Source organism: Acinetobacter sp. WC-141 (genome assembly GCF_000313935.1).
Lineage (GTDB): Bacteria > Pseudomonadota > Gammaproteobacteria > Pseudomonadales > Moraxellaceae > Acinetobacter.
Genome location: NZ_AMSS01000089.1, coordinates 69,663 through 84,662, shown reverse-complemented (window position 1 = coordinate 84,662; position 15,000 = coordinate 69,663). Strand labels below are relative to the sequence as shown.

Genomic DNA, 15,000 nt, shown 5'->3' with positions numbered 1-15,000 from the left:
TTTACTGTCGGGTTAAAATAAAAAATTAAGCTACTGAATCTTAATAACAAAGCTAAACTTGAAATTGGCATATAGATTGCTACTTTACCCTTTTTTAAAAGAAAGGGTAAAAAATGCAATTTAAATATGCTTTTGGCGTAATCAGTTTATGTAGCGCCTTATTTTTAGCGGGTTGTAATGACGACAACTCCTCCGACTCTCAAACACCAACCGTTCAAGAACAAAAACAGAAACTACAGCCGATTATTATTCAGGGTGCTTTGCCCGTAGAGTCAGAAAGAATGGCTTCAAAATTAGAGAATAAGACTGTTGAAGAAATTGGTGGGTGGAAATTCTGGAAGGGTACCTATAATGGTTATCCAATGATTATCTCTAAAACTCGCATGGGTATGAGTAACTCAGCTGCGGCAACTGCTTTAGCTATCGAGCGTTATAAACCGATTGCGATCATTAATCAGGGAACAGCAGGTGGGCACGATCCTGATCTACACGTTTACGATATTGTTTTAGGAAAATATGCGACCAATATTGGTGCGTTTAGAACTCCTAAACAGCCAGTAGGCGCTGGTTCAAACTCACTCACATGGGTTGAAGCTTTTGATGTTTTACCAACAGATGAGTCTAATCCAGAGCCAATTGCAATTCGTAAATTTGAAGGTGATCAAGAGCTATTAATGGCGGCACATAAAGTCCGTTATGACAAAGGTGAGGTGGTTGAGGGAACGATTGGCTCAGCAGATGTCTGGAATAATGAGCTTGATCGTATTCAATTCTTCCATCAACGTTATGGAACTTCTGTTGAAGAAATGGAAGCAGCGTCTGTTGCACAAATTGCAAGTCAGTTGAATGTTCCTTTTCTAGGAATCCGAATCTTATCTAATAATATTACCAATAATGGAGCTTATGACCCAGGTACAGGAGAAGCTTGCCAAGAGTATGTACTTAATGTGGCTGAAGAATATATGAAATCAAAACTACCAAAATGATGATTTAAATCTAAGCAAGAAGAGTGGTATTTTTATAAAATCTCTTCTTCTTGCTTTTTATGGCGATGTCTACTTTTCCAGTTTTTAATGACCATCCAACGCCAGAAAATTTCTGTAGATAGATATAAAATGACAGCAAATACAAAAGCTTCGACAACCAGACCTGTCATTAAAATTTTCGCGAGACTAAAATCAATGTGACCATGTCCGAAATGAGTAATCCAGCGGGAAATTTGGTGCAATACACCTAACAGCATTTCTTTGTTGATCATATGCACATGAAAAATATGGGCACCAAACCAAAAACCAATATATAGAATTGGAACTAAAGTAAGAGGATTGCTTAACCAAGCCAGCATTAAGCTAATTGGTAAATTTACTTCAAATAGTAAGACCGCCATCACAATAAATACGCTGTGGAAAGGAATAGGCAGTAAACCAAAAAAAGTTCCGACAAAAACAGCGCGGGTAATTGATTTTCGATTGACATACCAAAGCACAGGATTAAGGGTCTTTTTACCAAAAATCCTTAGAAATTTCATATTTGAAACTTTCTCGGGTGAGGGAAGCCAAGATTGAAAAAAATGCTTTGCCATAATCATTAAGATAGTAGAGCGCAGTGCTCTATATAAAAGAAATCAGAAACAATATATGAATTGAAACTTATTAAAAGCTTAAAATTTAAACTTACCATTACTATATATTTTTTATTATAATGAATTTTGATGGAAAAATAGACTTAAAATGAAAATACTTATGTTACTAAACTCAGAATCTATTTGAAAAGACTCAGAACTGACCGTAAAGTTTTCTTTACTATTTTTTGTGATAATTAAATAAGCTTATGTTTTTATTATTTTTATTTTAAATTAAAAAACGATTTTAAAAATTTTGTCTTACAATTACCTTTTGCCATATGACAGGATATCTATTAATCTGAGATGACTATATTGTGAGGTCATTCAATGATTTCATGGCTTTTTATTGGCTTAGTAGCCACAATTTTACTTACACCTGGTCCAACTAACACTTTACTTGCTTCGTCAGGCGTACAAGTAGGATTAAGGAAGTCAGTAAAACTTATTCCAGCAGAAGTTTTGGGGTACGTGATCTCTATTTCTGCCTGGGGAATGCTGATTGGGAAAGTGTCAACCACATTGCCCTTGCTACCGCCTATTCTTAAGCTACTGAGTGCTTGCTATATTATTTTCTTAGCCATTAAGTTATGGCATACGGCAAATCAAGAAGTAGAATTCAACCAGCCTACGATTCGTACTCGTGAATTATTTTGCGCAACCTTATTGAACCCAAAAGCTTTGCTCTTTGCTTCAGCAATTTTTCCTGTAGCTGCATGGAGTGATTTTCATATTTATTTGGTTCACATGATGGCTTACTTAGCGCTTATTACACCAATTGCTTTATTTTGGATTTTCTTAGGTTCAGTTTTAGCGTCTAAGAAAGTGGGTTGGTTAAATCAAACTAATTTACAAAAAACTGCTTCACTTGTTTTAGTCAGCTTTTCAATTCCAATTAGTTATTCTGCTTTACTGAACCTTTAAAGGTACCGCTGAGCTATTCTTATTTGTTTGAGTAGCTTTGCGTTGTTTTCATAATTGCTTTTTTAAGTTAAAGTACGTCGAAATCAATGAACTTACCTTTTGGATAGAAAATACATGGCTATTAAGTCTGATCGTTGGATTCGCGAGATGAGCGAAAAACACGGCATGATTGAACCTTATGCAGAGAATCAAGTCCGTTTTGATGAAAATGGTGAAAAGTTGATTTCCTACGGGGTCTCTAGCTATGGTTATGATGTACGCTGTGCCCGTGAATTTAAGGTTTTTACTAACGTACATTCAGCAATTGTCGATCCAAAGAATTTTGATGACAAAAGTTTTATCGATATTGAGTCTGACGTTTGTATTATTCCGCCAAACTCATTTGCTTTAGCGCGTACAATCGAATATTTCCGTATTCCTCGCAATGTGTTGACCGTGTGCTTAGGTAAATCAACCTATGCTCGTTGTGGTATCATTGTGAACGTAACTCCGTTAGAACCTGAATGGGAAGGTCACGTAACCTTAGAATTTTCAAACACCACTAATTTACCTGCCCGTATTTATGCAGGAGAAGGTGTAGCACAGATGTTATTCTTTGAAAGTGATGAAGTATGTGAAACATCTTATAAAGACCGTGGTGGTAAATACCAAGGTCAAACAGGCGTTACACTTCCTAAGACATAATTTTTCTTAGATAAAGAAGAGTTTTAAAATAAGGGGTCGCTTAGGTGGCCCAATTTTATGAATAAAATTTACATGAGGTGCGTTTATCGGAATAGTGATAAATGACAGTTTCCTTTTGTAAAAAATAATATAATATGATCAATAATTGATTTGTTTTTTTGTTCTGCATCACAGAATTTAAAAGCAAATGTATCGGTTGTCTTTTAGTAGTAATTGTTTAGATATCTACTAAATTTAGGCAAACCAAATAAAAAGAAATTAAACAGGATTATGCCCCCACGGATACGGAGGTCGGCCATGCGACAGTTTACGTCTCTTCGAGTAGCACTATTGACACTCGGAAGCTTATGCTTTTCTTCAGCTTATGCTGCTTCTACATTAGTGCCTATGTCAGATGCTGAACTATCCGCAACTCGCGGGCAAGCCTTAATGGGTATGTCTTATATTGCACCTACGGATTCAGCAAGTAACTCAAGTTCAAATGGAAATATGGGGTTTTATCGACTCGCTCTAGATGCTCAATTAGAACTTAATGCCAATATTAGAAGATTACAGTTAGGTTGTGGTGGCGTAAATGGAGCAGGTGCTTGTGACATTGATATCGATTATCTAAGCTTAAGTGGTGGTACTGTAGATAGTACGAGCACTGAACGTGCTTCGTCTTCTGCTGTTATTACCAATCCATTTTTAGAGTTCGCTGTTAAAAATCCAGATTCAGCTTCTACTCGTGAGATTCAAGGTTTCCGATTAAGTGCTAAGTCACTTTCTGGCTTACTTACTTTTGGTTTAGAAAATGGTGATGCTTCCACTGGTATTAATTCATTAAGTGGATATATGGTAACTAAACCAACAGGGGGGACAGTAACTACGAATCCTTACTATGGTATTACCCAAGATGAGACAGGCACACCAATCACTGGGCGAGCGCAAGTTCTAGGTAATGTATATACAGTTCCGTTTACATCGAATTCTTATAATCTAAACTTAGGTGCTGGTACAGGGACATTATCAATGGGGCAGCAGATTATTACGGGTAAGCGTATTAATACGGCTAATTTAAATGCAACTGCAAGGGTCGGAGGAATTTCCGTTACAGGAACTTTAGATGCAACTGCATCAGTACTAGGTCTTCCAGTTGCGATTTCTGGTAATGTAACAGGAACAGTAAATAATTTAGATGTAAATGTAGCAATTAAACAAAGTCTGGGTTATTTCCATGCTGCACAATTAAATGGATCTGCTGGTTACCTATCTGTACAGGGTGTAAATATTTTGTGGCCAGAGGCGGCATCGACTGCTCAAACAGGATGGTGGTTAGAACTTACGAACCCAATTGATATTGGACAAATTACTCCTACAGGGAATGTTGATATTGCTTTAGCTACTATTAATGATGCATTAGGACAAGTCAGCTCATACCTAAATAATAATCCTGTTCCATGCGGAGCACTTGCATATAATTGTTTACTTTTAGGTAATCTTCCAATTGGCACTGTTGATTTAACAGGAAAAACACCAGCTTCAATGGGATTAACCAATGTTGTATTACAAAAACAGAGTTTTTCAGCTAACTGTTATGGTTCTTTAAAATTCTGTTGATTAATTTAAGTACTCGGACCATTTTTCATTCATCGGAAAAATGTATTTTTGTTCATTTAATTTTGCATTTGAATAAATATTCAGCATAATGGAAATGTGGAAAGGTTGGCAATTTTAAATGGTTGCACCTTGCAAGATGAAAAGGAAATGATTCTATCTTGCTTTAAGGACTGTTAAAGAAAAAGAAATATGGTGCACAGCATCGTATAAAACAGGAAGGTCACGATGACTACACTTAATTATACGGTATGTTTTCAAAAAACCGTTTTAGCAAGTTTAATTGGACTTTTTTTAAGTCAGTCTAGCTTTGCTCTTGAAGAACTTTCAGATGCTGGTTTAAGTGAAACTACGGGTGAGGGTATTGCGATATTACCTCAAAATACATTTATGGTGTTTCGTGGTGCTGGCCCAAATGAATCTGTAAATCAAATTATTACTGATCGTAGTAAAGATACTGGTTACATTAACTATGTGCCTGTTGGCCCTTTGAGTGTTGCTGCAGCTGATACGAGTGGTAATGGTAGTGTCGGACCAGAAGATCGTGCAGTAGGTAAAGCTGATATCTTTCTGTATGGCTTAGCATTATCCAAGTCGGATGGTGATGCAAATTCACGTATTGCTAATACCTCAGCCGCAGCAGCGATTTCGAGTTGGGGTACAGGTGCCAATCCATGGATATTCAAAGTAAAAACTGCTACAAATGTTCCTAATTTTAGTACTACCGATAGTTCTCTTTATCCAGTCACGTATTTATCTTTAGAGGCTCCTCTTTATCAGCCAACAATTGATGGTGCAGAGGGAGCCGATGCATATAATTTGAAACTGGGTCTCTGGGCTGATGCCTTTGTACGCAATCCAAATGTTGTCGCTACAACGGATGGCTCTCTAGCTCAATTTCAATATGGCAATAGCAATGGATTAATTGGAACAAGTATTGATACAACTCGTGCTAACCGGTTACGTTTGCAAGGTATTTTAAACGGCTTCAGCCTAAACGGTAGCCAGATTAGCCTGTTTCAGACCTTAGGCGGGGCGACTTCTGCTGGTGGAATGAGTCCTTTTTATAACAATACTTTAGGAATGTCTGGTTTAGTTCGTTTAAATACAGGCGATAGTAAAAACACCAGTATTGTCACTGAAAATGTTACGAGTCAAACACAGACATATGCCTCAAGTAGTAATAACGGATGGCAAACCGTACATGCTGGTGCTAATTCTACTTTAAGCACCAGTAGTACTGGAGATTGTGGTAACAGCGGAACGGGAAGTTTCAGTACGTCTCGTGGCTGCCGTTACTATGTAGAAAATCGAACTCGAACAGATACAAAGACATCGAATAAAACACGAATCGCGTTTAATGATACAAGTAAGGTATTACGTTTTAGTACTCGAGAAACTTCAGATTCTCCGAATGCTTCAAATAATTTATATACACCAGCATTTGACTCTACAGGTGCTGTAGCACCCAAGTTTGCTGATAGTGAAGGGTTATACCTTTATAATCCAAATATTAACTTAGTATTAGGTAATTTATATCAACCATTGGTTTTAGGCTCAGACGGTAAAAACTTTAGTATTGAAATTGCGCGAATTGCGAATAAACCAGAAATATATAAACAGATTTATACAGATTATTCTGGTGCAGATGCGACTTATAAAGGATCTACTTGTAACGTTTATTCTTGTATTAATCCAACGCACAGTAGTATCTCGATCGGCACAGTTTATAGTCCTGATAATGGAAAAACCTTGTTAGCAAATACGGGGGAAGGAGCTATTGGGGTTTCCTTTGGACGCTTAATTTCAACTGGAACACAAGTTTCTGGAACTTCAGCTGGTAGTTTAGTGTCATTAACCAACTCAGTGTCTGGTACTACATCTGCCACCATGACAGAAGTACGTTTTAAACAAAGACAACAGAATACTCAAACATGGAATCAAACCTATAGTTGTGGTTTGTTTAATTCGAACTGTGGTTATAGTACTGTTGGCTACTTATACCAATGGGAGTATAACAAAGGGACTGGTGCATGGGTTATTACCAATCCGACAACAAAACCAGCAGATGCAGCGACTTGTTCTGGTGCATTAGGATGTACAAGTACATCAGGTTCAACACCAATGTACGGAACAACTTCAAATCGTGATTGGAGCAATACTGCTATTCCATGGCTAACATCAAGAAATGCCGTAGTTAATGATCTAATTGGTAGCAGTAATGGCACAACTGGCTATGTGATTCCAACTGCCAATCAAGCTCCAGCTTTGTCTAACATTAGTCCTTTAAATAACTTAGGATCAGCTTCAATTGACGGTGTTTTAATCCAGCACCTTAAACTAACAACTAAAGGCCTATAAGAGGAGGAGAGTGATATGAAAAAAATAAGTACTTTAATCCTCGCTCTTTGTGCAACGGTTACTCATGCGGAATTGCAAACTTTAGACAATGATGCTTTGCAGGCGATTAATGGCCAAGCTGGTGCGGATTTATCTTTAATGCTTAATTTAAACCAGACCAGTAACGGTATATTTGATAATGGTAGTGGTGGTGTGTGTGAGAACGTTGAGTTTTGTCATATAGGTTTAGCGATTAACAAACGTTTTGTACAAGCAGACGCGACGAAACCAAGTGGTTGGGCTGAAAATAGTGATAGCGGTAATAAACTTTGGCTAGTGTTTAAAGGCGTACAAGGAACTTTAAATATTCAAAAAATGGGCTTGGATGGCGCTGATTTAAAGTATTTGGATAAAAACAATACCGAGATAATTAAGCCAGCTATTCAGCTTAGTTTTAGTGCAGCACAGCCAATTTTAATTCGTAACTTTGGTTTTAATGCTTTATCAATTGAGCAAGATAACTTTACCAGCTCAACAACAGCTCAAGGCTCGAGTGCAAATATGTATGATTATGCATATTTCAAAAAACCGACATATGCTGCGACTGCTAATAGTGGGAACCAGCAAGTTGCTACAGCAACTCCATCGGCGTATGACTATGGGCGTGAAACTGGTTTTATGGGCTTGATGATGAACGGAAACTTGGCTATTCAGGGCAAAGTCATGGTCTTTAGCTGTGATGGTAGCCATCCTCGTTGTTAAGGGTTAATGTAGATTTCAAAGGAACTGAAGTGATGAAAAAAAATAAAGAAAATCACAGCTCAAAGTTTATTTTAAATACATTAGCAACCAGCATGTTGTTAGTGAGTGGTCAAATTTATGCTTTAGAAGCTTTAACAGATGCTGATTTGAGTGCCGTCAATGGACAAGATGGGATCTCGATTCAAACTACGTTTAATGAAATTAATATTGATAATGCTTACTGGGATGACCATGCAGGCACACCAATAAGTGCTGATCAGGTTTTAAGAGCTCAAGCAAGTGGTGTAAAAGTCCAAAAAAGTAATGCATCTAGCCAACCTTTAAGCACTAATTACCGTTTAGATGTAGGAAGTAATCCGACTACGGGTAAAACTGGACTCGACTTTTCTATGCAAAGTAGTCCATCACTTATTACCGTAAATAGCGTTAAAGTGTGTAATAGCTCTGCTACATGCTCGCCAACTTTAGGGCAGTTGGCTATTCAAACGACCTCTCCTTTAAATTTGGCACTTACAACTCAAGATGGCTTATTTAATGCAAATAGCCAGTCAAGCATGACACTTGGTATTAATAATGCCAATATTTATCTAGGGCAATTAGATGCTCGCAGCCAGCTTAATCAGTTAATTTTAAGAAATTTTAACTTTAATTTTGTTGGTAAAGGAGCCATGTTGATTGACCCAACTCGTGGCTTAGTTTTACAGACAAATACTGGAACTAATGTTGCTGGTGTAGGGCAAACTCCGAATACTACCTATGGTTATGTTGATTTTAACCGTGTAGCAGATTCAGCTTCTGGTTTAACAGCGGGTACATATGTTGACAGTAGTGGCAAAGTAACCAATTCAGGCCTGAATATTGAGGTAATGCTCAGCTCGAATGTAGATAAAACTAACCCTTATGCTTTAGATGCAACTAATAGCCCACAAAATGCGAAAGGTTTGATTCGTTTAGGTGCTAGCGGACGTATGGTCAACAGTTATTTACAACTTCGTGGGATAGATGGTACGTCAGATTCAACAATATTAGGTACGGCAAATACCGCTGCGGGGACAGGTTCAAGTAATAGTATTTTAGGTAATTCTGGCATCGCCTTTCGTATGAAAGGTGAATTCACTAAAGATAATGATTCAATGCTAGGTGCAGATGGTAAAGCAACCACTTTAGAAATTGGTGGAGCAGGTCTAAATGCTTATGGTTTCGAGTTTGGCAATTTAACCGGTCTTAACTCAGCTACGCGTGGTTATTTCGACAGCGGAAATATTTATTTAAATCTTGCTGATACAAAAACCTTATTAATGCCAAACAACGCAACCTTAAACGGAATCCGTTTAGGTAGTGGCACTTTAACCACAGCTGCTGATTATCAGCATAATATTCATCGTGATACGGTTACTAATCCATTCAGTTTAATTCTTGCAATGCGTGGAGCAGATTTTCAAGCATTTTCAAGACGTGGTCGTTTTACGACAAGTGCGAATGTCGCTCCTGCCAATCAGTTTGCAGATAATGGTGCAAACAACCAGTGGGGCTTAGCACTGCCTTTTTATAATTTAAATGCTAATGCTGCTGTATATGGTTTAGACGCGCCAGCAAATAGCGCTTATTACTATACAAAAGATGCCAATGGTAAACCTGTCCAGAATGTTGTTGCGGCATCTGGAACGACTTCACGTTTGGGTTTTGGTATTGCAGCTGGAACTACTGGACGTGATGCGACTGGAACCAAAACAACCTCTGTATTATTAATCGATGGTTCTCCAAATGCCAATAATGCGGGTAACCCTACTGATTATTATATGGGTTTACGTAACATTGATATGTTCGTCAAAGGCAATGGAAGCATTGGCTTAGAAAATGGCAGTCTTAATATTAGTTTAAAAGAGATGCTACTTGCTTTATCAACTGAGATCGCAGCAGGGTATTTACCTGGGGCAAAATATAAAACTTGTCCAGCTACCGGTTCATGTACCTCACCAATTGATAACTTTGCCAGAAATAATGATGTCTTATTTGGTCTAAAACTGCGTTTAGGCGGAGATCTTAACTTATCGATCGTACCAAACAGTTCAATTGCAGATGGTAGTGCTCTAACTGTACTGGGCGATTTCACGATGCCTGCCACAGCAACTGGAAATACAGTTCAAATTAGTGATCCGATCGATGGTTCTGCAATTGGCTTTGATAATATTACTGGAAAGCTTGCGTTTAATACTGCTTTAGTTGTTGGTAAAGATAGTGCAAGTGGTTTAGGTAAAGTTGGCGTAAATACGGCGGTTTATTTTAATCCAGATAAGAGTATTGACGGCGCATTACGTGTTAAAGATATTAACTTCTATCCGCCATCAACTGGTGCAGGTGCACGTTTAGGTGAGCTTGCAATTACTGGTGGACGTTTAAATAGTAGCTTTAGTATTGTTCCTAGAAATGGTGCTTTTAACTAATAAAGAAAAGTGGCGATATCGCCACTTTTTATAAAAAATTTATTTTGAATGTGATTGGATTTGCATTCGTCGGGTTATAGGGATAATTGCTTTGTACTTGAATATTATTCTGATAGTCTGAACAAATAATAAGCGTTTGTCTCTTAAGGATTAGAGCGACATGAAGAATAAAAATATAGGGTGCTGGTTGCTACTTGCCAGTAGTTCAAGTGTTTTTGCAATGCAGCCTTTAGATGATCAAAGTCTTGCGGCAGCAACGGGCCAAAATGGTTTAACTTTAGGTATTCAGGCTGATAAAGTTAAGTTTAATCAAGTCGCTCTGATTGATACAAACGGTATTGCCTCAACTTCGTATAATAGTAAGGCTGGCTTTGTCATTGCAGGGAATTCTACGAATCCGGTTCCTGGCATAGAGTTTATTAAAGCTGCTGTATCGAGTAATCCTTCTTTTAATATTGCAATGGATGTCGATGCTGGTGGCGGAAATCCTTTTTTAAATTTAGCTGTATCTATGGGGAGTGATGTAAACGGTATTCGACTTTTACCATTTTCAGTCTATATGGCGCCTAGTGCATCTTTATCTAGTCCATCCGATTATGCATTAACAAGTTATGCACCAAAATCAATTTTTAGTTCAGGAACGACAGTAAATACGGGGGTAAAAGAACTGATCCGTTCTACTGGCAATCTAGATATTAACTTTGTACAAACCAATAAACCTCGTTTAAATATTCAGCTTGGCCATGCTGCTCAATCAGTGATGGTTAAATTTGGTGGTGCAATTCAATCCATTTGTTCTGCTGCTGCAGGTTGTCCAATTACTTTAGTGTCTGATAATACGGGTGCTACATTTGGATTTAAATTTGCGGGCACAAATACCGCAACAGGTTTTGTGCTTGATGGTTTTTATGCAGGGGTTGATCCAACTGGATTAACCTTTGGAAATACAGGCGTATCGAGTAAGTTCGATGCTTCACTTAACAATGTCACTTTAGGAAATATGGGAACCCAAAGTACAACGACATTTAATAACTTGCCTAACGGTTCTATGGGGAGTTTTGGTATTACTGGGGCGTCAGTGACTGACTTAAAAATGAAAGTAAGTGGCTTTTAGAAAAAAATAATAACTTAACCTGAAATACGAAAGAGGGCGGTTGTAAAAACAATCGCCCTCTTTTTATAGTTATACTGAATTAAATAACATCTGATCTGGTGTGTTCTAATTGTTGAACAATTTCATCTAAAGCTTTAATACGTTTAACTTGGTCCCATAAGTTTTTAGCTTGTGGATAGGCTTTCGTCATCATCCCTAACCATTGCTTATAACGACCAACCATCCCAATTTCTGTTTTTGCTTGACCGTTTAAAAAGCGAATTTGTAAGTCAACCAGTTGTTCCCAACTGAATAATGCCTCATTCATATTTTCACGAATACATTGGGTTAAATCTGGAGTCGTTACCGCACCACGGCCAATCATTAAGTCTTCACAGCCAGATTGTTGCTGACAAGCTCTAGCATCTGCATTGCTCCAGATTTCACCGTTGGCAATTACATTAATTTTTAAAGCTTCTTTAATGGGCAGAATTTTTTCCCAATAGGCAGGGGGAGTGTAACCATCTGCTTTAGTGCGTGCATGAACCGTTAACCAACTTGCTCCAGCGTCTTCAACAGCATGGGCATTTTCCATGGTGTGATTTTCATCTAGATAACCTAAACGCATTTTTGCTGAAACAGGAATATGCGGAGGTACTGCATCTCTGACTGATTTAATCAGCATATGTACAACATCGGGTTCATCAAGAAGAACAGAGCCGCCTCTGTGTCGGTTTACAGTTTTTGCAGGACAACCAAAATTAAGGTCGATTGCAGGAGCGCCTAGTTCAACCACTTTTGCAGCATTTGCTGCCAGCATATCTGGGTTGTTACCTAAGAACTGGACATGAACAGGTGTACCAGCTGCTGTTTTGCCGTCATTTTTTAATTCTGGACAGAAACTATAGTAAATATGGTCTGGCAAAATGCTGTCTGTAACGCGAATAAACTCGGTCACACACCAGTCGAAATGACCAACAGATGTGAGTGTATCCCGCATGATCGGGTCAGTTAAACCTTCCATTGGAGCGAGTATGAGTTTCACAGTCTGTGTCACCTGAGTAAAAAGAAAACAGCGTTATACGGGATATGTATAACGCTGTCTAGTATCGAAGAAATTTTAATTTACTTAACGGCCCAAGATCATTTCAAGCACAAATTTACTACCAATAAAACCAATCGCCAAAAGCACAAAACCAATTAAGGTAAAACGAATCGCTTTTTGTCCTCTCCATCCGAGTTTGTAATGGCCAATTAAGAGTGAGCCATAAATAATCCATGAAATAATACTAAAGACGGTTTTATGAGCAAGATGCTGTGCAAAGAAGCTATCGACCGTCAAGAAACCAAAAGTGAGAGCAATCGTTAATAAGATGAACCCAGTAATGATGAGATCAAATAATAAAGACTCCATGGCCTGAATTGGCGGGAGTAAATTGACCCAAAAACGTTTTTTTTGTTTCTTTTTGAGTTCACGATTTTGAAACCATAGCAAAATAGCGTGAATGGTTGCCATCAGTAAAACTGCGTAAGCAGATAAAGAAAGAATGATATGAGTATCAAGACCTAGGGAATGTTGCTCAATAAACTGATTTGGTCGGCTAAATGCAAAACCTAAAATAAGGCCAATAGCGGCTACAGGAATGCCTAATAAGTTTAACGGTACAATAGGGCGAAAAATACTAAAAATTAAACTTAACAACAGCATAAGCCACGATGTAAAAGATACTAAATTAAAAACATCGTAGTTAATTCCGGCTGGTGTCAGCATGGCATGACATAAAACTGTGCCGTGCAACAGAAGTGCCAAAGTTGCAATAAAAGCAAATAACCATGGGTTTGGTTCACGTTTTGACATTAAACGAATAAACAAATACCAGAAAGAAGTGGTATATGCGATGAGTGCCAAAATTGTGTAAACCAAGGGGAGGCTAATCATGTCAAACCTTTTTCAGGATTAATTCATCTATATAAGATATAAATTCGCTGCGAACTAAAGTATCCTATAGCATTCTATGCATAAATTTTCTATTTCGAGAAAGATTTTTTTGCAACTAGCCATTTTAAGCGGATTTTGCAATGTTTGATACCTTAACAGAACGACTCACACAGAGTTTAAGAAATGTTACTGGCTCAGGGCAGCTGACCGAAGACAATATTAAAGATACCTTACGTGAAGTACGTATGGCACTTCTTGAAGCCGATGTCGCGTTACCTGTAACTCGTGAATTTATCGCGAAAGTTAAGGAAGAGGCATTGGGCCAAGAAGTGATGACTCAGTTATCACCAGGCCAGGCATTTGTAAAAATTGTCTATGACGAACTTACCAAGATGATGGGTGAGGCGAATGAAACACTTGATTTAAGTGCTAAGCCTCCCGTTGTTGTATTACTTGCTGGTTTACAAGGTGCGGGTAAAACCACAACTGCCGCTAAGTTGGCACGTTTCTTAAAAGAGCGTCAAAAGAAAAAAGTAATGACTGTTTCTGCCGACGTTTACCGTCCAGCAGCAATTAAACAGTTAGAAACTGTTTCAGCAGAAGTTGGTGCAGGTTTTATTCCATCAGATGCTTCTGAAAAGCCAATTGATATCGTTAATCGTGCAATTGAACAGGCAAAAATCCAGTTTGCTGATGTATTGATTGTCGATACCGCAGGTCGTTTGCATGTCGATGAAGACATGATGGACGAAATTAAAGAATTACATGCTGCCGTTAAGCCAACTGAAACCTTGTTTGTGGTTGATGCCATGACAGGTCAGGATGCTGCAAATACAGCTAAAGCGTTTAATGATGCATTAGCACTTACGGGTGTGATTCTTACTAAAACTGATGGTGATGCACGTGGTGGTGCAGCGCTTTCTGTACGTGCAATTACGGGTAAGCCAATCAAGTTCTTAGGTATGGGTGAGAAGCTTGATGCTTTAGAACCATTCCATCCAGATCGTGTTGCTCAACGTATTTTAGGCATGGGTGACGTACTTTCTTTAGTCGAGGAAGTTGAACGTAAAATCGACAAAGAAAAAGCCGAAAAAATGGCTAAAAAATTGCAAAAAGGTGGCAGCTTCAACTTTGAAGATATGCTGATGCAATTTGAGCAAATGAAAAGTATGGGCGGCATGATGGGCTTCTTAGATAAGTTGCCTGGTATGAGCGGTGCAGGAATTCAGCAAGCGATTGAGCAAGCGAACCCTGAAAAACAGGTCAAGAAAATGGAAGCTATTATCCAGTCAATGACCGTTAAAGAACGCCGTAATCCAGACTTGATGAACCCAAGCCGTAAAAAACGTATTGCCGCGGGTTGTGGTATGGATGTTGCTGAAGTGAATAAACTCATTAAGCAACAAGCACAAATGGCTAAAATGATGAAGAAATTTGCGAATCCATCTGGTATGAGCAAAATGATGCGTTCATTAGGCAATATGCAAAAACAATTTGGTGGCGGCGGTGGTGGCGGAATGGGCCCACTGTTTGGCAACAACGACCAAAAGAAATAAACTTATAAAATAAAAGGCGCATATAGCGCCTTTTATTTTGT

The 15,000-nt window shown here is 38.3% G+C and carries 12 protein-coding genes; 9 read left to right on the top strand and 3 right to left on the bottom strand.

The window, feature by feature from the left end; all coding sequences use genetic code 11:
* The first annotated feature begins 113 nt into the window (after positions 1–113).
* Positions 114–986, top strand: a complete 873-nt coding sequence (locus ACINWC141_RS18780) for a 5'-methylthioadenosine/S-adenosylhomocysteine nucleosidase (RefSeq protein ID WP_009393822.1) — start codon at positions 114–116, stop codon at positions 984–986.
* Between the two features lie 32 nt (positions 987–1,018).
* Here the strand turns inward: ACINWC141_RS18780 and ACINWC141_RS18775 are convergent, their stop codons facing one another.
* The gene (locus tag ACINWC141_RS18775; RefSeq protein WP_009393937.1) at positions 1,019–1,588 is read right to left on the bottom strand and encodes a DUF2062 domain-containing protein; all 570 of its coding nucleotides are present in this window, start codon (positions 1,586–1,588) and stop codon (positions 1,019–1,021) included.
* Between the two features lie 363 nt (positions 1,589–1,951).
* Between ACINWC141_RS18775 and ACINWC141_RS18770 the strand changes: the two genes are divergently transcribed.
* The 7 genes from ACINWC141_RS18770 to ACINWC141_RS18740 all read left to right on the top strand — a co-directional run bounded on the left by ACINWC141_RS18770 (position 1,952) and on the right by ACINWC141_RS18740 (position 11,485).
* Complete coding sequence (locus ACINWC141_RS18770; protein WP_009393956.1) at positions 1,952–2,545, top strand: LysE family translocator; 594 nt, start codon at positions 1,952–1,954, stop codon at positions 2,543–2,545.
* A gap of 114 nt (positions 2,546–2,659) precedes the next feature.
* Positions 2,660–3,229, top strand: coding sequence for a dCTP deaminase (gene dcd, locus ACINWC141_RS18765; protein WP_003653416.1), 570 nt, complete (start codon positions 2,660–2,662; stop codon positions 3,227–3,229).
* Positions 3,230–3,526: 297 nt separating this feature from the next.
* A complete protein-coding gene (locus ACINWC141_RS18760) occupies positions 3,527–4,828 on the top strand; it encodes a hypothetical protein (protein ID WP_009393804.1) in 1,302 nt (433 codons plus the stop codon).
* Between the two features lie 225 nt (positions 4,829–5,053).
* The gene (locus ACINWC141_RS18755; protein WP_009393925.1) at positions 5,054–7,186 is read left to right on the top strand and encodes a hypothetical protein; all 2,133 of its coding nucleotides are present in this window, start codon (positions 5,054–5,056) and stop codon (positions 7,184–7,186) included.
* Between the two features lie 15 nt (positions 7,187–7,201).
* Positions 7,202–7,927 carry a DUF6160 family protein gene (locus ACINWC141_RS18750; RefSeq protein ID WP_009393898.1) on the top strand — a complete coding sequence of 242 codons (726 nt, stop codon included), beginning with the start codon at positions 7,202–7,204 and terminating at the stop codon, positions 7,925–7,927.
* A gap of 32 nt (positions 7,928–7,959) precedes the next feature.
* Positions 7,960–10,371, top strand: a complete 2,412-nt coding sequence (locus tag ACINWC141_RS18745) for a DUF6160 family protein (RefSeq protein WP_009393867.1) — start codon at positions 7,960–7,962, stop codon at positions 10,369–10,371.
* Positions 10,372–10,531: 160 nt separating this feature from the next.
* Positions 10,532–11,485, top strand: a complete 954-nt coding sequence (locus ACINWC141_RS18740; RefSeq protein ID WP_009393881.1) for a DUF6160 family protein — start codon at positions 10,532–10,534, stop codon at positions 11,483–11,485.
* Positions 11,486–11,564: 79 nt separating this feature from the next.
* Here the strand turns inward: ACINWC141_RS18740 and ACINWC141_RS18735 are convergent, their stop codons facing one another.
* Together ACINWC141_RS18735 and ACINWC141_RS18730 are read right to left on the bottom strand one after the other, a co-directional pair.
* Positions 11,565–12,509, bottom strand: coding sequence for a tRNA dihydrouridine synthase (locus tag ACINWC141_RS18735; protein WP_009393924.1), 945 nt, complete (start codon positions 12,507–12,509; stop codon positions 11,565–11,567).
* An 84-nt stretch (positions 12,510–12,593) separates the two neighbouring features.
* Positions 12,594–13,403, bottom strand: a complete 810-nt coding sequence (locus tag ACINWC141_RS18730; protein WP_009393861.1) for a cytochrome C assembly family protein — start codon at positions 13,401–13,403, stop codon at positions 12,594–12,596.
* A 140-nt stretch (positions 13,404–13,543) separates the two neighbouring features.
* Here ACINWC141_RS18730 and ffh point away from each other — a divergent pair, with 140 nt between their 5' ends.
* Positions 13,544–14,959 carry a signal recognition particle protein gene (ffh, locus tag ACINWC141_RS18725; protein ID WP_005048705.1) on the top strand — a complete coding sequence of 472 codons (1,416 nt, stop codon included), beginning with the start codon at positions 13,544–13,546 and terminating at the stop codon, positions 14,957–14,959.
* Positions 14,960–15,000: the final 41 nt, after the last annotated feature.